Origin of the sequence: Carbonicoccus niuqiaonis, from assembly GCF_050157065.1 — a bacterium.
Taxonomy (GTDB): domain Bacteria; phylum Actinomycetota; class Actinomycetes; order Propionibacteriales; family Propionibacteriaceae; genus Avipropionibacterium.
Map to the genome: position 1 here is coordinate 3,448,658 of NZ_CP189573.1, position 21,608 is coordinate 3,470,265.

General features: G+C 70.6%; 18 protein-coding genes and 1 pseudogene. 12 read left to right on the forward strand and 7 right to left on the reverse strand.

Annotated features, from left to right (window positions below; all coding sequences use genetic code 11):
• Nucleotides 1-106: 106 nt before the first annotated feature.
• Together ACQBAU_RS15785 and ACQBAU_RS15790 are read left to right on the forward strand one after the other, a co-directional pair.
• A complete protein-coding gene (locus ACQBAU_RS15785) occupies nucleotides 107-1,345 on the forward strand; it encodes an isochorismate synthase (RefSeq protein ID WP_465255733.1) in 1,239 nt (412 codons plus the stop codon).
• Nucleotides 1,346-1,619: 274 nt separating this feature from the next.
• Nucleotides 1,620-3,257: a type 2 periplasmic-binding domain-containing protein gene (locus ACQBAU_RS15790; RefSeq protein ID WP_465255688.1), complete on the forward strand. Its 1,638-nt coding sequence runs from the start codon at nucleotides 1,620-1,622 to the stop codon at nucleotides 3,255-3,257.
• 1 nt (nucleotide 3,258) lies between these two features.
• Here ACQBAU_RS15790 and ACQBAU_RS15795 read toward each other — a convergent pair whose 3' ends face one another.
• A complete protein-coding gene (locus tag ACQBAU_RS15795) occupies nucleotides 3,259-5,013 on the reverse strand; it encodes a heparinase II/III domain-containing protein (protein WP_465255687.1) in 1,755 nt (584 codons plus the stop codon).
• A 39-nt stretch (nucleotides 5,014-5,052) separates the two neighbouring features.
• Between ACQBAU_RS15795 and ACQBAU_RS15800 the strand changes: the two genes are divergently transcribed.
• From ACQBAU_RS15800 to ACQBAU_RS15810, 3 genes are all read left to right on the forward strand, one after another.
• Nucleotides 5,053-6,624, forward strand: coding sequence for an ATP-binding protein (locus tag ACQBAU_RS15800; protein ID WP_465255686.1), 1,572 nt, complete (start codon nucleotides 5,053-5,055; stop codon nucleotides 6,622-6,624).
• A gap of 3 nt (nucleotides 6,625-6,627) precedes the next feature.
• A complete protein-coding gene (locus ACQBAU_RS15805) occupies nucleotides 6,628-7,290 on the forward strand; it encodes a response regulator transcription factor (protein ID WP_465255685.1) in 663 nt (220 codons plus the stop codon).
• 82 nt (nucleotides 7,291-7,372) lie between these two features.
• Nucleotides 7,373-7,801, forward strand: a complete 429-nt coding sequence (locus tag ACQBAU_RS15810) for a hypothetical protein (protein ID WP_465255684.1) — start codon at nucleotides 7,373-7,375, stop codon at nucleotides 7,799-7,801.
• 24 nt (nucleotides 7,802-7,825) lie between these two features.
• On the opposite strand, the gene ACQBAU_RS15815 is transcribed toward ACQBAU_RS15810, so the two are convergent.
• Both ACQBAU_RS15815 and ACQBAU_RS15820 read right to left on the reverse strand, forming a co-directional pair.
• Nucleotides 7,826-9,445, reverse strand: a complete 1,620-nt coding sequence (locus tag ACQBAU_RS15815) for a DUF6297 family protein (RefSeq protein ID WP_465255683.1) — start codon at nucleotides 9,443-9,445, stop codon at nucleotides 7,826-7,828.
• 146 nt (nucleotides 9,446-9,591) lie between these two features.
• Nucleotides 9,592-10,233: pseudogene (locus ACQBAU_RS15820) on the reverse strand (ABC transporter ATP-binding protein); the annotation flags it as partial.
• 107 nt (nucleotides 10,234-10,340) lie between these two features.
• Between ACQBAU_RS15820 and ACQBAU_RS15825 the strand changes: the two are divergent.
• On the forward strand, nucleotides 10,341-10,574 hold the full coding sequence (locus tag ACQBAU_RS15825) for an addiction module protein (protein ID WP_465255682.1): 234 nt from the start codon (nucleotides 10,341-10,343) through the stop codon (nucleotides 10,572-10,574).
• Nucleotides 10,575-10,909: 335 nt separating this feature from the next.
• Here the strand turns inward: ACQBAU_RS15825 and ACQBAU_RS15830 are convergent, their stop codons facing one another.
• Entirely contained in the window at nucleotides 10,910-11,884 is a 975-nt protein-coding gene (locus tag ACQBAU_RS15830) for an N-acetylglucosamine kinase (protein WP_465255681.1), read from the reverse strand.
• A gap of 42 nt (nucleotides 11,885-11,926) precedes the next feature.
• Between ACQBAU_RS15830 and ACQBAU_RS15835 the strand changes: the two genes are divergently transcribed.
• The 3 genes from ACQBAU_RS15835 to ACQBAU_RS15845 all read left to right on the forward strand — a co-directional run bounded on the left by ACQBAU_RS15835 (nucleotide 11,927) and on the right by ACQBAU_RS15845 (nucleotide 15,137).
• Nucleotides 11,927-12,607, forward strand: a complete 681-nt coding sequence (locus ACQBAU_RS15835; protein WP_465255680.1) for an N-acetylmannosamine-6-phosphate 2-epimerase — start codon at nucleotides 11,927-11,929, stop codon at nucleotides 12,605-12,607.
• Nucleotides 12,608-12,705: 98 nt separating this feature from the next.
• Complete coding sequence (locus ACQBAU_RS15840) at nucleotides 12,706-13,440, forward strand: demethylmenaquinone methyltransferase (protein ID WP_465255679.1); 735 nt, start codon at nucleotides 12,706-12,708, stop codon at nucleotides 13,438-13,440.
• On the forward strand, nucleotides 13,440-15,137 hold the full coding sequence (locus tag ACQBAU_RS15845) for a TM0106 family RecB-like putative nuclease (RefSeq protein ID WP_465255678.1): 1,698 nt from the start codon (nucleotides 13,440-13,442) through the stop codon (nucleotides 15,135-15,137). The genes ACQBAU_RS15840 and ACQBAU_RS15845 overlap by 1 nt, the downstream gene beginning before the upstream one ends.
• Before the next feature lie 291 nt (nucleotides 15,138-15,428).
• On the opposite strand, the gene menD is transcribed toward ACQBAU_RS15845, so the two are convergent.
• Both menD and ACQBAU_RS15855 read right to left on the reverse strand, forming a co-directional pair.
• A complete protein-coding gene (gene menD / locus ACQBAU_RS15850) occupies nucleotides 15,429-17,105 on the reverse strand; it encodes a 2-succinyl-5-enolpyruvyl-6-hydroxy-3-cyclohexene-1-carboxylic-acid synthase (RefSeq protein ID WP_465255677.1) in 1,677 nt (558 codons plus the stop codon).
• Nucleotides 17,102-18,085 (reverse strand): o-succinylbenzoate synthase, encoded by a 984-nt coding sequence (locus ACQBAU_RS15855; RefSeq protein ID WP_465255676.1) that lies wholly within the window; start codon nucleotides 18,083-18,085, stop codon nucleotides 17,102-17,104. The genes menD and ACQBAU_RS15855 overlap by 4 nt, the downstream gene beginning before the upstream one ends.
• 39 nt (nucleotides 18,086-18,124) lie before the next feature.
• Here ACQBAU_RS15855 and ACQBAU_RS15860 point away from each other — a divergent pair, with 39 nt between their 5' ends.
• The 3 genes from ACQBAU_RS15860 to ACQBAU_RS15870 are packed head-to-tail and all read left to right on the forward strand — an operon-like array spanning nucleotide 18,125 to nucleotide 20,383.
• Nucleotides 18,125-19,237 (forward strand): AMP-binding protein, encoded by a 1,113-nt coding sequence (locus ACQBAU_RS15860; protein ID WP_465255675.1) that lies wholly within the window; start codon nucleotides 18,125-18,127, stop codon nucleotides 19,235-19,237.
• A complete protein-coding gene (locus ACQBAU_RS15865; RefSeq protein ID WP_465255674.1) occupies nucleotides 19,234-20,112 on the forward strand; it encodes a 1,4-dihydroxy-2-naphthoate polyprenyltransferase in 879 nt (292 codons plus the stop codon). The genes ACQBAU_RS15860 and ACQBAU_RS15865 overlap by 4 nt, the downstream gene beginning before the upstream one ends.
• 22 nt (nucleotides 20,113-20,134) lie before the next feature.
• The gene (locus ACQBAU_RS15870) at nucleotides 20,135-20,383 is read left to right on the forward strand and encodes a PLD nuclease N-terminal domain-containing protein (RefSeq protein ID WP_465255673.1); all 249 of its coding nucleotides are present in this window, start codon (nucleotides 20,135-20,137) and stop codon (nucleotides 20,381-20,383) included.
• A 9-nt stretch (nucleotides 20,384-20,392) separates the two neighbouring features.
• Here the strand turns inward: ACQBAU_RS15870 and ACQBAU_RS15875 are convergent, their stop codons facing one another.
• Entirely contained in the window at nucleotides 20,393-21,451 is a 1,059-nt protein-coding gene (locus tag ACQBAU_RS15875) for a peptidoglycan-binding protein (protein WP_465255672.1), read from the reverse strand.
• Nucleotides 21,452-21,608: the final 157 nt, after the last annotated feature.

Consider the following 21,608-nt stretch of genomic DNA (forward strand, 5'->3'; position numbering starts at 1 on the left):
GAATCGGGGGAACGACAAAGAATTGAGGGTTGTGGGATGTTCTACACAACTTGCGGGGTGGCCGTCAAGACCTAACGGCGAATCGGCGTACGGTTGGGACGTGCCGATGCTTCATGCCCGAACCGTGGAGATCCCCGACCCGGGTGACCTGTCGACCCTGGTGCCGGCCGGTGGTGGCACTGCTTGGATCCGCCGCGAGTACGGGATGGTCGGGTTCGGCGAAGTGGCGCGGTACCAGGCCGAGCCGGACGATCCGGAGCCGATCCGGTCCGCCGACCGCTGGTGGCGCGACTTCAGCCGTTCGCTGTCGGTGACCACCCTGGACGGCGTCGCCGGCAGTGGACCGATCGCCTTCGGCACCTTCTGCTTCGACCCCGGCCACAGTGCCCGCACCGGCGTCCTGGTGGTCCCCGAGCTGACCGTCGGCCGTCGCGAGGGCCGGGCCTGGCTCACCCTGGTGACCGAGGACCCGACCGCCAACCCGACCCTGGACGGGATCGCCGCCGCGGTCGACCAGGGCCCGGGGTGTGCGATCCGGTGGTCCGACGGCGCACTCAACGGGCCGGCCTGGGAGGGCGTCGTCGCCACCGCCGTGGAGCGGATCCGCGCCGGCGTGGTGGAGAAGGTGGTACTGGCCCGCGACGTCCTCGCCGAGGCCGACGAGCCGATCGCGGTCAACTCCGTGGTGGGCCGGCTGACCCGCGACTACGAACGGTGCTGGACCTACCACGTCGACGGCTTGGTCGGCTCGACCCCGGAGATGCTGGTCCGCCGGGAGGGCGGGCTGGCCACCTCCCGCGTGCTGGCCGGAACGATCCGCCGGACGGGCTCCGACGACCACGACCTGGCACTGGGTGCGGCATTGTCCCAGTCCAGCAAGGACCTCAGCGAGCACGAGTTCGCCGTCCGGTCCGTCGCCGACGCGCTGGCGCCGTACTGCTCCGGGATGAACGTGCCCGATTCGCCGTACGTGCTGGAGCTGCCGAACGTGTTGCACCTGGCCACCGACGTGACCGGCGTGGCGGCCGACCAGTCGTCGGCGCTGGCACTGGCCGCCGCGCTCCACCCGAGTGCCGCGGTCTGCGGCACCCCCACCGACAAGGCCCGGGCGCTGATCGCCGACCTGGAGCAGATGGACCGCGAGCGGTACGCCGGCCCCGTCGGCTGGCTGGATGCCCACGGTGACGGCGAGTGGGGCATCGGGCTGCGCTGCGGTCAGCTCACCGACGACCGGCTCGGCCTGCGCCTGTTCGCCGGCTGCGGGATCGTCGCCGACTCCGATCCCGAGGCCGAACTGGCCGAGTCGAACGCCAAGCTCGTACCGATGCGCGACGCCCTCGGCTGATCACTCGCGTAGAAGGGCGTCTGAGCGACACCGGTGACACATGCGTCCAGGCACGTCGCTGTGGCGCCCCTTCCTGTGCACCACCGACCCTGACCCGTGGTCCACAGCCGGATTCCTCGGTACGGCATGCGGCGCCAGATGTGCACGGGGGCGAACCGTTCTTTCGTTGCCGTGTCACATGGCAAGGCCGGGCATCGTGACCCGGGACACATCAGCCCGAGCTGCATACCGTTCCTGATCAGGCGTTTCGGTCATCGGTGACAAAGGAGCTTCCATGGCAACGTCATCTCACGTCCTGTCCCGACGGAGTTTGATCGGGGGTGCTCTCGGGGCGGCCGTTGTCGGAACGGCCGCCTGCACCTCCGGTCAGGGTGGCGGAAGTCAGTCCGGCGGCGAGGTGCGTGGTGCCGGCCTGTCGATGCCCACGTTCCAGACCCTCAGCGCCACGCCCCCGGACCTGCCCGGGGACTCGCTCGGGGTGCCGGAGGGCTACCTGTCCTACCCGCGACCGGCGAAGTCCGTCACCTCGGAAACACCGGGTCGCGGGGGCGAGATCACCGCACTCCTGCCCCAAGAGGTCCAGCCGCCCGTGCCCATGGAGCAGAACGCGTGGTGGCAGGGGCTCAACGAACGTCTCGGAACCAAGCTGTCCATGCAGTTCGTGGCTTCGGAGTACCCGGCGAAGCTCACCACCGTGGTGGCCGGCGGAGACCTACCGGACGTCATCGAGTTCCCGCACACGTTTCCTCGGCTACCGGATGTGCTCGAGGCGATGTGTGAGGATCTCACCGACCACTTCGCCGGTGACGCCGTGCTCGACTACCCCGCCCTGGCCAACCTGAGCACGACGAGTTGGCAGTCGATGGTCCAGGGCGGTCGGATCCGGGCGATGCCGGCCCAGAACATCGTGGGCTCCGGCACGTGGATCGTCCGCGGCGAGATCACCGAGAAGCTCGGCGTGAGCCTCACGCCGGGCAACGCCGACGAGGTCCTGTCGATGGCGAAGGAGGTCACCGACCGCAACAACAACCAGTTCGCGTTCGCCGTCCCGTACCACGTCCTCAGCGCCCTCGGCTGCACCATGTGGAACTCGCCCAACAACTGGGCCCAGGTCGACGGGAAGTTCGTCAAGAACGAGGAGACCGACGAGTTCGCCGCGGCACTGGAATGGACGACGAAGGCGTGGCAGGCAGGCGTACTGCACCCGGAATCGTTCGGCACCATCAACACCCCGGGGCTCTACCAGTCCGGCAGCGTCGTCTTCTACAACTGGGGCGGGATCGGCTGGGGGCAGATGCTGAACGACAACTTCGGCGACCTCGACATGCAGTTCATGCTCACCCCCGCCGCCGAAGGTGGCGGACCCGGCAACCAACGCCTCGGCCGTGGGATCGTCGGACTGGTCGCCATCAAGAAGCAACAGGACCCCGAACGCGTCCGCGAGATCATCAACGTGATCAACTACCTGGCTTCACCGTTCGGATCCGCCGAGGAGCTGTACACCCGCTGGGGCGAGGAAGGCGTCCACCACACCTGGGACGCCGAGCTGCAAACCCCCGTGCTGACCGACAAGGGGCTCAACGAGATCGCCCGGGAGACCGCCTACATCGGCTGCAATCCCTACGTGGCCTTCAATCCCGGCTACAGCGACAAGACCGAGGCCTTCCACGAGCTCCAACAGATCGTGATCCCGAACGGGCGGTCCGATGACACCATCGGGCTCTCCTCGACCACCGACAGCAGCAAGGGTCCCGGGCTGACGCGCGACCTGAACGACGGGATCTTCCAGATCATCCGGGGCCAACGCTCGCAGAGCGACCTGACCGCGCTGCTCGACGACTTCCGCAAGGACGGTGGCGACAAGATCCGCGCCGAGTACGAGGAGGCATTCGAGAAGTCGCAGTCCGAGTGACTCAGGACAGTGTCGGGACGTCCCAGCAGCCGGTCGGGTCGGTCACGAAGTGCCACTGCCGCTCGCCGGGGCCACCGGTGTGACGCAGCGTCACCGGGCCACGGCTGCCGAGGTGCCGCTCGACCTGGTTGGCGTGCAGGGCCGGCCGACCGTCGTCGAGGGTGGTGAACCAGACCGCGGCCTCACCGTCGCTGAGCCGGACCCAGCCGGCCACGACCGACCATGCCAGCAGCCCACCACCCAGCCAGTGGGTGGCGACCTCGGTGTCGTCGGGAACGCCGTCGACGACATCGGTCACCGTCACCCGGGCCCCGTCGAGGGCCACCCGCCGCCGAACTCGAGCACCGTCGGGCAGGTCGGTGAAGCAGCGGGACAGGTCGACCTCCACCGGGTCCAGGCCGAGCAACTCCCCCGCCTTCACCGTCTGCTTCCGGCCGTCGATCACCGGCGCATTGTGCGCCCCGGCATCGATGGTGAAGTCACGCTCGGGCCCTCGCCGGTACTGCTGGTAGCCGGGATCGGTGATCCAGCACCGGCCCCGCCAGCCGAGGACCAGCTGTCCGCTGTCGGCGTGCAGGTGACCCATCGCGTTGCGGGCCACCCCGACCACGATGGCCGGGTCATCGGCGGTCCACCCGTCCCGTACGGCCACCGCCGTCGGCAACTCGTGCACCCCGGTCGGCGGTGGTACGGCGTCGCTTCCCGACTCCGGCCCGGTCAGCAGTGCGGTCAACGCCGAGGCCGGCAACCTCGACGGTACGGCCCGCGACAGCACCCATGCCGCGCCGCCGGTGCGCTCGGGCCCGTACCAGTCGAGCAGTCGCGCCAGACAGGTCAGCCACATCGTCATCTCGGCCTCGACGTCGCCGAGCGGTACGGCGAGGTCGACCCGGCCGGGCACGGTCTGGTGCACCCACTCCACGCACAGCCCGGCGAACACATCGGCGTACCGGTCGACCAGGTCGGCCGCATCCGGCTCACCGGCGAGCCAATCGGTGATCGAGTCGAACAGGTAACCGTTGTACGCGGTCTGCTCGGTGTGGTGGTCGGCGCGGCGGGCCTCGACCCAGGCATCGACCGCGGTGACGGCACGAGCGGCGTAGGTGGCGGCCACCGGGTGGCCCACCACCCGGGCGAGCTGGGCAACCCGGGTCAGCACGATCAGTGGGATGTTGTGCAACGACTCGTCGGCGACCCACTGCTGCTCGAACCAGGCCGGGACGTCGCCGTCCAGCAGGGTGTGCGCGGCCCGTACGGCAGCCTCCCGCAGGGTGGGGTCCCAGCCGTCGAGTGCGAGGCCGCGGGCCAGGGCGCCGGCCAGGTGACCGGTCGGCAGGCCCACCACGTCACGCCAGTTGCGGAAGTGGTCCCACCCGGCCAGGGCCGCCAGTTCCTGCTGCAACAGCTGGCCAGCCTCGGCGTCACCGAGCAGCTGCCAGGCCCCGGCGAGGGTGTCCCACCGCTCCTCCAACTCCCAGGTGAGCCAGATCAGCCACGGGTAGCGTGCCAGTTCGGCCACGTCGTCGGGGAGGTTCGACGGCCGTTCGTCGACCGGCAGCCGGAACGCCCAGTGGTACCCGACCCGGTAGTGGTCCACGACGACCTCGCGGGCCGCGCGGTGGCGTACGACCCGTGCCCGCAGCTCCGCGGTCAGGTCGTCGTGTCCGTACGCCCGGTCGCCCGGCCCGGGTTCGTCGGCGAACCCGGCCTGGTCATAGCCGATCTTGACGGGGGAACGTCGCCACGCTGCAGTCATGGGCGGTCACGCTACGGCAGCATCAGGCATCCTTGGTCCATGTCCACCGATCCCACCGCGCTGCCCGAGCCGGTGGACGGGACGTCGCGGACCCGTGGGTTGCGGGCCTGGTTGATGGCTCCGGTGCGTACGGTGCGGGGCCGGATCCTGACGGTGATGCTCCTGGTCACCGCGATCGCGCTGGTCGGCAGTGGCGCCATCTCGTACCTGGTGGCCCGCAACGAGGCCGACCGGACCGCGACCGCGGCCCTGCAGCAGGAGATCGCGGAGTTCCGGGCGACCGTCGACGTGGCGCTCGAGCAGCGGCGTGACGTGGTGACCGGGCCCGAGGACGTGCTGCGGGTGGCGATCCGGGCGGTGTACCCCGACGCCAACGAGGGCGTCCTCGGGATCGTCGACGGGGAGGTCGTACTGGTCCCGGCCAGCGGATCGGACCTGCAAATGTCGTTGCAGAACGACCAGGAGTTCATCGGCATCGCCTCCGCTGCCCGACCCGGCGAATCCTTGGCCATCCGCCACGTCTCGACCGCGGTCCATCCGTCGCTGATCTACGTGTCGGTCCCGGTGCAGGTCGAGGGCGACCCGTCGCTGGGCCACTACGTGGTCGCGATCGACCTGTCGGTGGTGATCGGCGGCATCAACCGGGACTACCTCGTCTACACGATCGTCGGCGCCAGCGTGCTGGTGCTGGCCGGGTTCGCCGGTTACCAGGCGGCCGGGCGACTGCTGGCACCGTTGCGGTCGCTACGCCGTACGGCCCAGCGAATCACCGACACTGACCTGTCGGACCGGATCCCGGCCGACCAGTTGGAGAGCGGCGACGAGGTCGCCGACCTGGGCCGGGTGATGAATCAGATGTTGGACCGGCTGTCGACCTCGTTCGACACCCAGCGGCGGCTGCTGGACGACGTCGGCCACGAACTGCGGACGCCGCTGACGATCATGCGCGGCAACATCGAGCTGGTCGATCCGCACGACATCACCGAGGTGATCGACACCCGCGAGCTGGTGCTGGAGGAACTGGACCGGATGGACCGGATGGTCGACGACCTGTTGGTGCTGGCCAAATCGGGCCGGCCCGACTTCATCCGGCCCGCGCCGGTGTCACTGGCCGACCTGCTGTCGGGGGTGATGGACCTGATCCACACGCTCGGGTCGCGGCAGTGGCGGATCGAGTCGGAGACCGACACGATCATCACGGTGGACCGGCAACGCATCGTGCAGGCCATGCTCCAGCTCGTCGCCAACGCCGTCCGGTTCACCGCCGACGGTGACGTGATCGCGATCGGTGGCGAGGTGGACACCGATCACAAGCGGGAGGTCCGGATCTGGGTCCGCGACGAGGGGACGGGTATCGCGGCGGACCAGCAGGATGCGATCTTCGAACGTTTCCACCGGGGCGGCAGCCTCGACTCACACCCCCACGGCGCCGGGCTCGGGCTGTCAATCGTCACCGCCATCGCCGAGGGCCACGACGGGCGCGTGGACCTGGAGTCGACCCCGGGACAGGGTTCCACGTTCACCCTCTGCCTGCCGGCCGGGTCGGGGTCTGCCATCGTGGAGCCGACCGCCGACCGCCCCGACCGCCCCGACCGATCGACCGAGGAGTAGCCCGTGCCTGCCATCCTGATCGCCGACGACGAGCCACGGATCGCCTCGTTCATCCAGAAGGGGTTGAAGTCTGCCGGGTACGCGACCACGGTCGCCAGCACGGGTCCCGAGGCGTTGGAGTACGCGCTCAGCGGCGAGTTCGACCTGATGTTGCTCGACATCGGGATGCCCGGGATGGACGGGTTCGAGGTGCTGAAGGCCCTGCGTGGGCAGGGATCCCGGCTGCCGGTGATCATCCTGACCGCCCGCGACTCGGTGACCGACACCGTGGCCGGGCTCGAGGGTGGGGCCGACGACTACATGTCGAAGCCGTTCCGGTTCGAGGAGTTGCTGGCCCGGACGCGGATCCGGCTGGTCGAGCCGACCGGCGACCAGGACACGGTGCTCACCGCCGGCAAGCTGAGCCTCGACCTGCGCACCCGCGAGTTGGCCGTCGACGACCGGCGGGTCGAGCTGTCGGCGCGGGAGTTCTCGTTGTTGGAGACGTTCATGCGTCACCGGGGCCAGGTGCTCAGTCGGACGCAGTTGTTGTCACAGGTGTGGGGGTACGACTTCGACCCCGGTTCCAACGTGGTGGACGTGTACGTGCGCTACCTGCGCAACAAGATCGGCGCCGACCAGATCCTCACCGTCCGCGGGGCCGGGTACCGGCTACGGGACGACTGACGGACCTGATCGGCGCCGCTGCTTCTCCGACGCTGATCAAGCCGACGCGGCTCAGTCGGCGCTGCTGGCCGATCCGGCGCTGTTGGCCGAGCCGGCGCTGGCCGCGGACTGTGCACTCACCGGGCTCACCGGCGTCTGCGGGCTGACCGGGCTCTGCGGGGCCGGGGTCGGCGGGCTGACCGGCGTCTTCGGGCTGACCGTGCTGACCGACGTCTTCGGGCTCGCCGGGCTGGCCGTGGGCGGGGCCGGCTCGGTGGCCGATGCGGACGGCGTACCGGGCGCGCTGCTGCTCGTCGGACTCGCCGGCGGCTGCGGGTTGGCCGTGGTCGACTTGGTGGAGGTCACGGCGATGCCACCACCGGGCACCTCGGCATCAACCGACGGCAGTGCGGCGAAGGTCGCCACGGGTGCCAGTACGAAGGCGGCCGCGCCACCCACCACGATCCACTTCGTTGACTTCCCCATGCCAACCATTCAATCCCTACCGGATGAGGCCATCAGGAAAGGTTGATGAGAGATCTCTCATCCGACGGGGCTAGCGGCCACGGGCCGCCTTCACCTTGTCGTACTCGGCCTGCTGCTGCTTCGCCTTCTCCTGCATCTCGGCCATGTTGAACGAGCCCAGCAGGACGAACGCGCAGATCAGCACGAGCACCACCGAGATGATCCACGGCAGGCCGAAGATCAGCGGGGCGGTGATCAACAGGCACAGGTCGAAGCCGCGGATCAGGTTCGCGATCATGCCCGGCGGCATCGCGCCGGCACCGGTGGCGACCATCGGGGCGTTGAAGTTGATCGGCTTGGCGATGGTCCACCGGATGGCGCCGAGCAGCCCGGCGGCGGCCACGATCTCGGCGATGATCATGGCATCGGGGATGGTCCGTACGACCGCCCCTTCGCCGAAGCCGAGGTAGGCCGGGAAGGTGGCGAAGGCCCACAGCACGCACAAGATGGCGGGGACGATCACACTGGCCCGCTTGATCTGGCCGGGACTGAACGGCATGGAGCGTTGCATGCCGCCGGACCGCGACAGCACCCGCAGCCCGCCCAGCATCCCGGTGACGGCGGCGAACAGCGCGATGGCCGACACGACCGGTGCGATCACCGCCAGGCCCAAGGCGTCCAGGACGTACGGCACCACGATCGACACCGCGAACGGCAGCAGGGGTCGCGGGAAACGCAACAGGCGTTGGGCGTCCCGCAGCGCGAGGGTGGTCAGTCCGGACGAGCGACCCCGCCGGATCCGGACGTGTCCGATCTCCTCACAACGACGCTCGGTCAAGATGTCGCTCATCAGCCCCAGGTCCAGGGCGAACATCGCACCGGACAGCCCCTTCGCCAGCGAGCCGCCGCTGGTCAGCCGGGTCCGTTGCAGTCGGTTGAGGTGTCGTCGGGCCAAGATCAACATCAGTCCGCCGCCCAGCAGGCCGACCCCGGCGACCGCGCCGGCCACCACGGTGGTCATCGAGTCCAGCGGCGGCAACTGCAACCGTCCGGCCGCCACCATCACCACCGCCAGCAACGCGGCGAACGTCACCAGCGCGAACAGGGCACTCAGCACGCGGGTGACGACGTTGTCGTCGCGGCCCTGCTGGGCAGCGGCCAACGCGACGGCACCACCGGCGGCGAGCCCGGTGGCGAGCACCCAGCCGACGATCGCGACCAGCGACGACCCGGTGAGCGCGGCGACCAGCCCGCCGAGCAGGGCGCCCACCCCGATCGTGACTGCCACGACCGCGTACAACCTGGGTGCCAGCAGCCGGCCGCGGCGGACGGGGGCGTCCAGCAGCCAGAACCCTTCGGCGGCCGAGGCAAGGACAGGGCCGAACAGTCGGCTGATGGCGAGCGCGAGCGCGATCGACACCGCGACCGTCGCCCAGGGCAACAACGTGCGGGCGGACGTACAGGTGTCGGTGGTGCAGTTGGACACCGAGCCCTGGGCCTGGACGATCACGTTGGCGATCATCGCGCCCAACATCACGAACGCGAAGATGCCGACGTAGGCGTTGGAGACGGCCTCACCGAGGCGGCGGGTGGCGCGACCCGAGCGCCAGTCCTTCATCAGGTCGGTCAGGTCACGCTCGTGGATCAGGGAGTCGTCGACCGCCAACGAGGCGCGGCCCGACGCGGTGCCGTCCGCCGGAACCGACGTCATCGCCGGCCGCCCTTGCGCTTGCCCTTCGGTGGTGCCCCGCCCGGCTTGTTGCCCGGCTTCGGGGGGCCGCCCTTGGGCTGGCCGGCACCGGACTGACCGGTCGGCTGGGAGTTGTCGGTGGGCTCGTCCGCGACGTCGGCGTTGCCGCCCCGGGCGCTGCCGAGGGTGACGATGCGGGTGGCGACGTTGTCGACCAGGTGCGGTTCGTGGCTGGCGAACACGATCGCGAGACCGTCCTTGCGTTCGGTGATCAGCCGTTCCGCCAGCCACTGCACGCCCTCGACGTCCAACCGCTGTTCGGGCTCGTCGAGCACCAGCACCTTGCGCGGCCGGATGAACGCGGTCGCCAGGGCGAGCCGACGCCGCTGCCCCGAGGAGAGGGTTCCCGGCAGCTGACCCGACTGCGGCACCAGCTGCACCTCGTGGAGCACCTCATCGACCACGCTGTCCGGATCGACCAGACCGTGCGCGCGGGCCAGCAGGTCGAGGTGCTCGACCACCGACAGGTCGGGGAAGAAGTCGAGGTCGTCGATCACCACGGCCATGTTGCGGCGGATCCCGGCCGAGGTCTCGAACATCGGCTCCCCGCACACCTCAACCGACCCGTCGTCGGAGGAGTCGGCGCCGACCAGCATCCGCAGCAGGGTGCTCTTGCCCGACCCGTTGCGCCCGGTCAGCGCGACCGCCTCGCCCGGGTAGACGGTGAGGTCGATGCTGTCGAGGACGGTGAAGTCGCCGTACTTCTTGGTCAGGTTGCGGATCTTCACCACGGGCTCACGTTTGGGCACCGGGACAGCTTAGTTGGCACGGTCCGGGGCCGGGCACCGGCGGCGATTGGCACTACAGCTGACCGCGTACCCACCACTGGGTCGAACCGCTGGGTAGACTTCGAAGCATGTCGGTCGATGAGGTACGCGCTGCGATCAGGCAGTTGGCCATGGAGGACCGCGTTGCCTTGGCCGCCGAGCTGCTGGACGATCTTGAGCATCCGTCTCGGGCCTCTGAAGCCGAGGTCGACTCCGCGTGGTCAGCCGAGCTGATCCGTCGGCTCGACTTGGCCGAGAGCGGCACTGTCGAGGGCTTGACCTTGGATCAGGTCGAAGCTCAGTTCGGGCGCCTGAGCGAGTGAGCCGGGTCCGGTTCCTGCCGGTCGCGGCCAGCGAAGTTGCCGAGGCCGAAGCGTGGTACGGGGATCGGTCGCCAGAGTTGCAGCGCCGACTGCGTGCTGCTGTTCGGGCCGCAAGTTCCGACATCGAACAGTGGCCGGATTCTCACGCGCTGTGGCCGCTGCCTGCCGGCGACCGACGGGAGATCCGCTCCGCGCCGATCAAAGGATTTCCCTACCGATTGTTCTACTCGGTGACTCCTGATGCGGTGTGGGTGCTCGCATGCGCCCACACGAACCGTGAGCCGGGTTACTGGGTGGATCGCTCGTGATTGATGGTCCGGCAGGTCCCCGGTCATTCACCTACGGACGGCTCGACTCACCAACCGGCCCAGTGGTGTGTCCGCGCCGATGCCCGGGAGCAGTCCGGCGCCGGTCAGCGCATCCCCGGCCGGGTCGTGGCGGCGGCGATTCGGCAGGGCCACCTGAAGGTGGGTCTCGAAGGCGTCCCGCAGCGGTTGAGAGGCCAGCGCGTTGCCGGTGGTCACGACGATCGGGCCAGCCGGCTCGGTGTCGAGCAACCCACCCCACAGCAGTCCGGCGCGTCGGCAGGCGACGTGCACGGTCTGCGACAGTTCACGGCCGGCGTCGTCGGTGATCTTGGCGGCGATGCGGTCGGTCCCGGCCAGCTCGGCCACGTCGCGGGCGACCGAGGCGATCAGCCGGACCCGGTCGGGGTGCTGTTGCAGCCGGACGCCCAGGGCATCAAGTCCGTCGAACCGGTCTGCCACCCGGTCGCGCAGCGTGGTCGGGGCGCCGCGGCCGTCCTCGGCCCGCAGCACCGCTTCGACGGCGGCCCGACCGATCCAGTGACCCGACCCGGCGTCGCCGACCAAGGACCCCCAGCCGTCGACCCGCGCGGTCGTGGTCCCCACGCCGAGTGCCACCACCCCGGTACCCACCGCGAGCACACAGCCGGGTTCGCCGGCCAGCGCGCCGAGGTGGCTGGTCACCGAGTCGTGGGCGATCAGCATCGTGGTGAGGGCGGCGGTCGCCGGTGTCGGCGCGCCCGGGCCCGGCAGCCGGGTGGCGACCTCGGTGGCGACGGTGGGCGACTCGACGCCGGTGCTGCCGATCGCCACCGTGGTGGGAGCGGCGGCACCACGGTCGCGGGCGATCTCACAGGCCCGGACGACGAGTCCGGCGAGTTGGTCGGCCACCGATTGGTCGCCGCGCAGGCCCGGCAAGGTGATGCCGTTGCGATTGCCGGACAACGCCAGCCTGGTGCCACTCTGGCCGACGTCCAACGCGACGACGGTGCCGGGATCCGGCATCGGGGTCCTCCTCGTGGGGTGCGCGTTCTAGGGTTGCTCGACATGGGCAGTCACGCATCGGTTCTGGACCGGATCCGCGGTGGGTTGATGGTGTCATGCCAGGCCTACCCCGGCGAACCGATGAACGTTCCGTCGATCATGGCTGCGGTGGCGGCATCGGTGGTCGCCGGGGGTGCAGTTGGGGTTCGGGCCGAGGGCCTGGCCGACCTGCGCGCGGTACGGGCAGCGGTGGCCGTACCGCTGGTGGGGTTGGAAAAGATCGGCACCGACGGGGTCTTCATCACCCCGACCCTGGCCAGCGCGTTGGCGGCGGCGGCCACCGGCTGCGACATCGTCGCGATCGACGGCACCGTACGGCCCCGGCCCGACGGCCGCGACCTGGCGACCACCGTCGCCGGGATCCGCGCCGCGCACCCCGAGCTGTTGATCATGGGTGACTGCGCGACAATCGATGACGCCCGGGCCGCGGTTGCTGCCGGGGTGGACTTGGTCGGTACGACCTTGGCCGGCTACACCGAACACCGGGCACCGACCGAGGGCCCCGACCTCGACGTGCTGGCCGAGATCTGTGCCGCGGTTGATGTCCCGGTCGTCGCCGAGGGGCGGTACGAGACCCCGGAGCACGTGGTGGCCGCGTTCGACCGGGGTGCGTTCAGCGTGTGCGTCGGGAGCGCGATCACCCACCCACAGCGGATCACCGCCCGTTTCGTGGCATCCCTTTGACAGTCCCGGCAGCGGCCCGACCGTCACGCGGCGGCCCGGCCCTGACGCAGCAGGCGTGAACGAACCGGGTTGTCGGACCCCTTGGTTAGGGTGGTTCCGTGTCCACGACCAGCAGCTCCACCTCGCCCGATCCGACCCGTCGCTCCTACCGCGCCACCCTCGCGAAACGCCGAGCCGACGTGGCCGAGATGTTCGACGGCGTCGCTGCCCGGTACGACCTGACCAATGGTGTGATGACGGGCGGGCTCGACCGCAGTTGGCGGCGGGCGACGGTCGAGGCGATCGAGCCGACGCCGGGGCAGGTGATCCTCGACCTGGCCGCCGGGACGGGTGCCTCCAGCCTGCCGTTGCGCGACGCCGGGGCGACGGTGGTGTCGGCCGACCTCAGCCTGGGCATGCTCAAGGTCGGTCGGGAGCGGCACCCCGAGCTCAACTTCACCGCCGGGGACGCGTTGCGGCTGCCGTTCGGTGACGCCACCTTCGACACCGTCACCATCTCGTTCGGGTTGCGCAACGTCGAGGACACGGTGGCCGCGTTGACCGAGCTCCGCCGGGTCACCAAGCCCCGCGGCCGGATCGTCATCTGTGAGTTCTCCCGGCCGACGTCGACCCTGATCCGCACCACCTACGACAAGGTGGTGATGCCGCTGCTGCCAAAGATCGCCGGCATCTCGGCCTCCAACAAGGCCGCCTACACCTACCTGTCGGAGTCGATCATGGCGTGGCCCGACCAGCTCGGGCTGGCCACGCTGATGATCGAGGCCGGCTGGAACGTGGTCGAGTGGCGCAACCTGTCCTCAGGCATCGTCGCTCTGCACCGGGCGCGCGCCTGATGATCCTGCTCGACGCCTACGCCGCCCGCAGCTGTGCGGTGAAGACCCACAACACGTTCGACCCGGGAGTCACGTTGGTGGCCGGGCCGATCGACGAGGGTCTGCAGGAGCTGTTCGACCAGGGCCAGGAGTTCGAGGACCAGCAAGTCGCCCAGTTGCTCGCGGCCGTCCCGGGGTTGGTCGACCTGCGCGAGGTCGAGGATCGGGCCGAGGCGGCCCGTCGGCTCCGGGCCGCGACCGCCGACGGTGTCGTCGGAGTGGTCGGCGGATCGCTGCCGGTCGACGCGGCCGGCCATCGGGTGGGCCGGGTCGACCTGCTGCTGCGGGGCCCGGACCGGCATGACGGCAGCGCCGGCTACCTGCCGGTGGAGATCAAGCGGCACCGCGTGCTGGAACGCCGCCGGGCCAAGACGGATTCACCGGCGGCGTGGCTCGCCCCGTTCCACTCCCCCACCGCCGCGGTAGAGACCCTCGACCGGCGGTTCCGGTACGGCAGCCGCGAGGGTGACCTGGTCCAACTCGCCCACTACTGGCGGATGTTGGAGGCGGCCGGGTTGGCCGCCGGCGGCGAGCCGTGGGTCGGGGTGATCGGGAACGACCCCGAACCGGGTGGGGTGATCACCTGGGTCCGGCTCGACGCCCCGGTCGCCCGCACGTTCTCCCGTACCGCCGACACCGGTTGGGTGCGGCGTTCGATCCTGGAGCGGTACGACCACGAGTTCGCCTTCCGGCTCGACGTCGCCGAGGTCGCCGCCCACCAGGGCGAAGCCGATGCCCGGCCGCCGCTGGTGGAGCCGATCCGGGTCGACGAGTGTGCCCGCTGTCCGTGGTGGGAGTACTGCCGCTCGGCGATGGACGCCGACGACCTCAGCCTGCGGCTCGACAAGGGGCCACTCGACGTCCGCGAGATCTCGGTGCTGCGGCGACGCGGCATCGGCACGGTGACCGAGCTGGCCGCGGCGGACCTGGCCGAGCTGTTGCCCGGCTACCTGGCGGAGGTGACGCACCGCGACAACGCCGAGAGCCGGATCCGGACCGCCCACCGGCGTGCGGTGATGTTGGCCGACGGCACTCCCCTGGCGCGGACCACCCAGGGCGCGATCGCGGTACCGACCGCCCCGGTGGAGATCGACTTCGACCTCGAGGCGTCGGCCGACCAGCACGTCTATCTGTGGGGCTTCCTGGTCAACGACGGCGACTCGTCCAGCTACGTCCCGTTCGCCGAGTTCAGCGACCTCGACGACGACGGTGAAGTCGCGCTCGCGGTGCGCGCACTGACCTGGTTGCGGACCCAGGTCGTCGAACACGGCGCGACGGTCCACCACTACTCCGGGTACGAGGTCTCCCAACTGGTGAAGCTCGCCGAACGGAGTCCCGAGCACGAAGTGCTGCAGTGGGCCTGCGAGGCAACCGGCCACGACTTCGTCGACCTGTACGAGGTCGTGAAGCGGCACTGGTTCGGCGTGGCCGGGTTGGGGCTGAAGCAGGTCGCCACCCAGGGTGCTGGCTTTTCTTGGCGGGACGAGGATCCCGGCGGGCTCAACTCCCAGACCTGGTTCCAGGAGGCGGTACACGGTGAGGACGAGGCGACCCGGCTCGAAGCCCGCAACCGGGTACTGGCCTACAACGAGGACGACGTGACGGCCACCCGTGAGGTACGGCGTTGGCTGCGCGCCCAGTCGGCCAAGATCAACTGATCCCGACTGCCGAGCAGCCCACACCGCCCCGCGAGCCTTCCGACCTCGGTCAGAGATCCATGGATATCACTGGTCAGACGCACCGGGACGCCGTTGCCAGCTGCCTGCATGGACTCCTGGAAATCTGCGGGCGAACTGGGCAACGCAGGCATTCGCCGCGCCCGGTCGGCTTCTTCTCTCACTTCGCCCCCGCTGCTCAACACTGCCCCTGCTGCAGTGGGGGCAGGGTTGAGCAGTGGGGGCGAAGTGGAGTAGCCATACCCGGCCCCTGGACAAGCTCGCGGGACGGGGTCAGGGAGCGATGGCGGATGCGGCAAGGGTGGCCCAGCGCGCTGCCTGCGCCGGCCGGTCCGCCCGGTCCACCGCCACCTCCACGACCTCGATGCCCTCCACGACTGCGGCCAGGGCGGCCTGCAGTTGATCATGGTCGGTGACGAGTCGGTGACCGACCCCGTACCCACGGCACAGCATCGACAGGTCGGCTCCGTGCGGCGTGGCGAACAGCCGCTCGAACCGGCGCGGGGGCGGAGTGGCCCCGTGCTCGAGGGTGGCGAAGATGGAGCCGCCGTCGTCGTTGGCGACCACGATCCGCAGCCCGGCGGGGACGGGTTCGGCGGCCCCCACCAGCAGCCCGCCGATGTCGTGCAGGAAGGTGAGGTCGCCCAGCAGTGCCCAGGTCGACCGGTCGGGCTGGGACAGCGCGATGCCCATCGCGGTGGCGTTGGTGCCGTCGATGCCGGCCAGCCCGCGGTTGGCGTGAACGACCGTGGCGCCGACGAACGGCACCAGGTCGAGATCCCTGACCGGGTTGGAGGATCCGACGACCAGTTGGTCCGGGTCGGCGGCCGCGACGGCCCGGGCGAGGTGCAGTGGGTGGAGCCTGCCGTTGATCATGGTGGGCTCGTCGGCGAGCAGGCCGATCAGCGCCCGGTCAGCGGTTCGCCAGCGCCGCAGCCACGCCGTACCGGCTGGTTCGAGCGTCACGCCGGGGACGACCCGGTCGGCGTGCAGTCCGGGATCGATCCAGTCGGGGTGGGGGTCGACGACGACCACCTCGACGTGTGCGGCGGCGAGCAGTCGCTGCACCGGCCTGGACAGCGTGGGCCGGCCGACCATGATCACCCGGCGGATGTCGGACCCGAGTGCGGTGCCGAGCAGCAGCCGGTACGTGGCGATCGCGGTGGCTGAATGCCGGGCGTTGCTGGACGGCTCGGCCAACAGGGGGAATTGTGCGGTCGCCGCAAGGTCGGCAAGGTGCCGACCGCGGGCGGGCGGCAGGTCACCGGCCACGATCACCGTACCGTCGACCGCCGGCAGCGCGACCGGCTCGGCCGGCCGGATGACCGGGTCGATCCGGGTGGCCACGACGTCGCCCGGTGCCGTGGTGGTGTCAGCGGTTCCCGGGGTGAGTGGATCGACCAGCGCGACGTCGAGGTGGACCGGCCCGGGCGTGGTGCCCCGGAGTCCCGTGGCGGCGGCACACAACCGGGTCACCGCGAAGCCCCACGCCGCCGGATCGCCATCCGGGGCGGAGATCCTGGCGTCGGCCCGGGTGTGGGCACCGAACAGGCCGAGCTGGTCGGTCGTCTGGTTCGCCCCGGAGTTGATCATGGTGGCCGGGCGGTCGGCGGTGATCAGCACCAGCGGGATGCGCGAGTGGAACGCCTCCATCGCGGCGGGCAGTAGGTTGCCGGCCGCCGTGCCGGAGGTGGTGATCACCGGCACCGGGCGGCCGCTCCCCCGGGCGAGCCCGAGCGCCAAGAAACCTGCGCTCCGTTCGTCGATCCGGACGTGGACCCGCAGCCGGCCGGCGTCCTCGGCTTCGTGGGCGGCGTAGGACAGGGGTGCGTTGCGGGAGCCGGGCGCCAGCACCAGGTCGGTCACCCCGTGGTTGATCAACTGCCCGATCACGATGCGCGCGGCGCGGGTCGACGGGGCCGCACCACCGGCGGCCGGATTCGTGGTCATGTCGTCACCTCGAGGCATCGGGTGGCGGCGAGCCGTTCCCGCCAGAACTGTTGCCGGTCCGCCGGCGTGGCCAGCGTCGTGATCAACTCCGGATCCGGTTCCACCCGCCCGACCGGCAGTTCACCGTCGACGGCCAGCAGCGGTGCGGTCGCCACATCGGCGGTGAACAGGGCCGCGGTGTTGAGCCCACACGCGTACGGCAGGTTTGGCAACGCGGCCGCGAGCGCCACCCCGGCGGCCAGCCCGACCGAGGTCTCCAACGCCGAGGACACCACGACCGGCAGCGCGATCCGTTCGGCGAGCTCGAGGCACGCCCTGACACCCCCCAGCGGTTGCACCTTCAGCACGGCGACGTCGGCCGCCTCCAGCTCGGCCACCCGCAGCGGATCCGTACTGCGCCGGATCGACTCGTCCGCCGCGATCGCGATGTCGACCCCGGCCCGGGCCAGCCGGCGCCTCAGTTCGGCCAGCTCGGTGACCTCGGGGCAGGGCTGTTCGACGTACTCCAGGTCTTCGCTGGCCAACCGCCGGAGTCGTCGCTCCGCCTCGTCGACATCCCACGCAGCGTTGGCGTCGACCCGCAACCGGCCGCCCGGCCCGAGGGCGTCGCGTACGGCGTCGATCCGGGCCAGGTCGTCGGCCTCGGTCTGACCCGGCTCGGCGATCTTGATCTTGGCGGTCCGGCAACCGCTCACCTGCGCCATCTCGTACGCCCGCTCCGGTCCGACCGCCGGGATGGTGCAGTTGACCGGCACCGTCGCACGGACCGGGGGCGGCGCGGGCTCGGTGGCCCAGGCGACACAGGCCTGCCACCACGGCACCAGTTCGTCGCCGGTGTAGTCGAGGAAGGGGCCCCACTCCGACCAGCCGGCGGGGCCACGGACCAGCAGCACCTCACGGGTGGTGATGCCGCGGAACCGGGTCGTCATGGGCAGCGACACCACGACCGACTCCACCGGGTCGAAGGTGGCAGCTGTCATCAGGTCAGCTTAGCGACAGCGCCGGACTACGCTGGGCCGGTGAACGTGATCCGCCCCGTCGACGCCCGCGAGGTGCTTCCGGGGCTGCGGGCGGCACTCGACGGCGGTCCGGCGATCGCACCGCTGCCGCCGGATCCGTCGGATGCGTTGCTCGACATGGTGGCCCCCGATCGGCCGGCCGAGGTGCCCGACCTGGCGGTGGTCGTCGCCACCTCCGGGAGCACCGGCACCCCGAAGGGGGTCCTGCTGTCGCGGGCGGCGATCCGTGCCGGGGTCACGGCCACCCATGATCGACTCGGCGGCGACGGCGACTGGACGTTGGCGGTCCCCGCCCACTACGTCGCCGGGCTGATGGTGATCGCCCGTACGGTCGTCGCCGGGACCGCCTTGCACCACGCGGCCGCGGACCTGCACGACCTGCCGGAGCTGCACCACCCGCCCCGGCCGCAGTACCTGTCGCTGGTGCCGACCCAACTGGTCCGCGCACTCGACCGGCCCGAGGTGCTCGCCCGGTTGGCCCGCTACGACGTGATCATGGTCGGTGGCGGCCCGCTGCCCGCACCGGTCCGGGAGCGGTCCGAGGCCGCCGGGTTGGCCGTCGTCTCCACGTACGGGATGTCGGAGACCGCCGGCGGTTGTGTGTACGACGGGGTCCCGCTGCCCGGGGTCGAGGTCGCGATCGAACCCGACACCGAGCGGATCATGATCACCGGCCCGATGCTGTGCAGTGGCTACCGACTGCGGCCCGACCTGACCCGGGAGGCACTGGTCGACGGCTGGTTCCGCACCAGCGACCGGGGGCGGCTGGTCGACGGCCTGGTGTCGGTGACCGGCCGGCTCGACGACGTGGTGATCAGTGGCGGCAGCAATGTCGACCTGGCCGAGGTGGAGACCATGATCAACTCCCGGTTGCCGGCCGGCCACGAGGTCGCCGTCATCGGCGTCGACGACCCGGAGTGGGGCACCCGGGTGGTGGCGGTCACCGACCGGCCGCTGACCCGCGAACAGCTGCGAGGCTGGCTCACCGGCCCGCTGCTGCCCCGCCAGGTGGTCGTCCTCGACTCGCTCCCCCGCACCGCAAATGGCAAGATCGACCGGCCGGCGCTCCGCAACCGCGTCGGTGAGTCGGCCGAGGAGGATGCCCGCAGATGACGACCGTGGCCCAGTGGGTGGAAGGTGCGCGCCCGCGGACCCTGCCGGCGGCGTTCTCCCCGGTCATCGCCGGCACCGGCATCGCGTTCGCGGTCGGCGGTTTCGACCCACTGGCCGCCGCGCTCGCGCTGGTGGTGAGCGTCGCCCTGCAGATCGGGGTGAACTACGCCAACGACTACTCCGACGGGGTGCGCGGCACCGACGACGAGCGGGTCGGGCCGATGCGCTTGGTCGGGTCCGGTGCGGCCCGGCCGGCGACGGTGAAGGCGGCCGCCTTCGGCTGCTTCGGGGTCGCCGCGCTCGCCGGCCTGGCGCTGGTCGTGCTGACCGCGATGTGGTGGCTGTTGGCGGTGGGCGCGCTGTCGATCCTGGCCGCCTGGTTCTACACCGGTGGCAAGAATCCGTACGGCTACCTGGGGCTCGGCGAACTGTTCGTCTTCGTCTTCTTCGGTCTGGTGGCGGTGTGTGGGACGACGCTGGTCCAGGCCCGGTTCGTCCCGTGGTCGGCGGTGGCCGCCGCGGTCGCGATCGGCGCCCTCGCCTGTGCCATCCTGGTCGCCAACAACCTGCGCGACCTGGCCGGCGACACCGCCGTGGGCAAACGTACACTCGCCACCCGGCTGGGCGATCGCGGCACCCGCTGGTGCTACGTCGCGTTGTGCGTCGTGGCGGCGCTGGCCGTGGTCATGGTGGCGTGGCTGGTCAGCTGGTGGTGCCTGCTGGGGCTGGTGTTCGTCGTACCGGCCGCACTCACCTGTCGGATCGTGCTGGCGGGTGCGGGCGGAGCCGACCTGATCCGGGTGCTCAAGATCATCGGGATCGCCGAACTGCTGTGCGCGGTCGGGTTGGCCGCCGGATGCCTGTTGGCCGGCTGACCGACCCGACTATCATCTGTGCATGGCGCGTTATCTGCCGCTGATCATCATCGCGCTGCTGATGATCTACTGCGTGGTCGAGGTGGCGCAGGCGCCGAGCGCGGCGGTCCGCCGGATGCCGAAGTGGATGTGGGCCGTCACCGTGATCTGCCTGCCGCTGGTGGGATCCCTGTGCTGGCTGTTCCTCGGCCGGCCCACCAAGGAGAGCTTGGGCGAAGGAAGCCGGGTCGTCGGTCCTGACGACGACCCGGACTTCCTCCGCCGGTTGTGACCTGGCCGCTCAGACCAGCGCGGCCCACGTCTTGGGTCCGACGATGCCGTCGGGCAGCAGCTTCTTGGACTTCTGGAACGAGATCGCTGCAGACCTGGTCCTTTCGCCGAACTCACCGTCGACCGCCAGGCCCTTGCCGTGGGCGTTCAGGGCACGCTGGGTGGCGCGCACCGCGTGGCCACGGCTGCCCTCCTTGGTGGTGACGATGATCTTGCCCCACGTCTTCGGCCCGGCGATGCCGTCGGGCACCAGGTTGGCGCTGCGCTGGTACGAGATCACGGCGTCCTTGGTCTGCTGCCCGAACACACCGTCCACGGCGACCGAACGGCCGCGGGCGCGCAGCAGGTACTGCAGCACGGAGACGCGCCAACCGGAGCTGCCCTTCTTCAACGTGGGCCAGCCCGACGACGGCGGGGGCGGCGGATCGTTGGGCGGCGGGTTGCCGCCGAGCTTCGCCGCGACCCGCGCCAGCGTGCCGCTGCCGGGACGGACGTTGATCTCGAAGTGCATCTCGTCCTTGCGGCCGGAGTAGTTGCCACCCCAGCGGACGGTGCCCTCGCAGGCGTTCAAGATGGCGGCGATCTCGCGGCGTTGGGCCGAGCTGAAGGTGCCAGACACACCCAGCGGGTGCTCGGGGGCGTTGCAGTCGATGGCGGTGGCGCTCGAGTGGTTCGACAGCGTCGTGCCACCACGGATCGGACGGTACGCCCAGCCCCAGCACCAGCCGGAGCGGAGCGGCTCCACGCGCTCGTGGAAGCGGCGCGCGACGTAGCCGAGGACGGTGCCGACCTGGCCGGTCCGGACGCCACCGGGGAAGGTGACCCCGTGTGCGGAGAAGCCGCGGTTCAGCGCCGAGCTCCCCGAGGAGGTGATGCCGGGCCAACCGTTCTGGCTCGAAGCCGCCATCGCGGGCAGGACGCCCGCGCCGGCAGCGCCGAGGCCGACGGCGGCGATGCCCGCGCCCCGTAGCAGCAGTCGACGGTCGAACCCGCCGCTGAGCAGCCCGGTCCCCTCGGCCGGCAGTTCCTCCTCCTGCAGTTCGCAGTCTTGGTCGTGCAGTTCACACATGATGTGCCTACCTCCCGCCGGTCTACGAGAGGACCGGCACCCTGACCCGGCGCAGTGCGCTTCATCGGGCCTACGGACAGTGTCTGGCACATGTCTAACGAGGCGCCGGGTCACCGGGGGCCCGCCGCGAAGCTGCCTGCCGGAAGCGGCAGAAGCG

Bases quoted from the DNA above. Each gene is read 5' to 3' on its own strand.
- ACQBAU_RS15785 (WP_465255733.1), top strand. From the start codon at position 107: ATGCTTCATGCCCGAACCGTGGAGATCCCCGACCCGGGTGACCTGTCG.
- ACQBAU_RS15790 (WP_465255688.1), top strand. From the start codon at position 1,620: ATGGCAACGTCATCTCACGTCCTGTCCCGACGGAGTTTGATCGGGGGT.
- ACQBAU_RS15795 (WP_465255687.1), bottom strand. From the start codon at position 5,013: ATGACTGCAGCGTGGCGACGTTCCCCCGTCAAGATCGGCTATGACCAG.
- ACQBAU_RS15800 (WP_465255686.1), top strand. From the start codon at position 5,053: ATGTCCACCGATCCCACCGCGCTGCCCGAGCCGGTGGACGGGACGTCG.
- ACQBAU_RS15815 (WP_465255683.1), bottom strand. From the start codon at position 9,445: ATGACGTCGGTTCCGGCGGACGGCACCGCGTCGGGCCGCGCCTCGTTG.
- ACQBAU_RS15825 (WP_465255682.1), top strand. From the start codon at position 10,341: ATGTCGGTCGATGAGGTACGCGCTGCGATCAGGCAGTTGGCCATGGAG.
- ACQBAU_RS15830 (WP_465255681.1), bottom strand. From the start codon at position 11,884: ATGCCGGATCCCGGCACCGTCGTCGCGTTGGACGTCGGCCAGAGTGGC.
- ACQBAU_RS15835 (WP_465255680.1), top strand. From the start codon at position 11,927: ATGGGCAGTCACGCATCGGTTCTGGACCGGATCCGCGGTGGGTTGATG.
- ACQBAU_RS15845 (WP_465255678.1), top strand. From the start codon at position 13,440: ATGATCCTGCTCGACGCCTACGCCGCCCGCAGCTGTGCGGTGAAGACC.
- menD (WP_465255677.1), bottom strand. From the start codon at position 17,105: ATGACCACGAATCCGGCCGCCGGTGGTGCGGCCCCGTCGACCCGCGCC.
- ACQBAU_RS15855 (WP_465255676.1), bottom strand. From the start codon at position 18,085: ATGACAGCTGCCACCTTCGACCCGGTGGAGTCGGTCGTGGTGTCGCTG.
- ACQBAU_RS15865 (WP_465255674.1), top strand. From the start codon at position 19,234: ATGACGACCGTGGCCCAGTGGGTGGAAGGTGCGCGCCCGCGGACCCTG.
- ACQBAU_RS15870 (WP_465255673.1), top strand. From the start codon at position 20,135: ATGGCGCGTTATCTGCCGCTGATCATCATCGCGCTGCTGATGATCTAC.
- ACQBAU_RS15875 (WP_465255672.1), bottom strand. From the start codon at position 21,451: ATGTGTGAACTGCACGACCAAGACTGCGAACTGCAGGAGGAGGAACTG.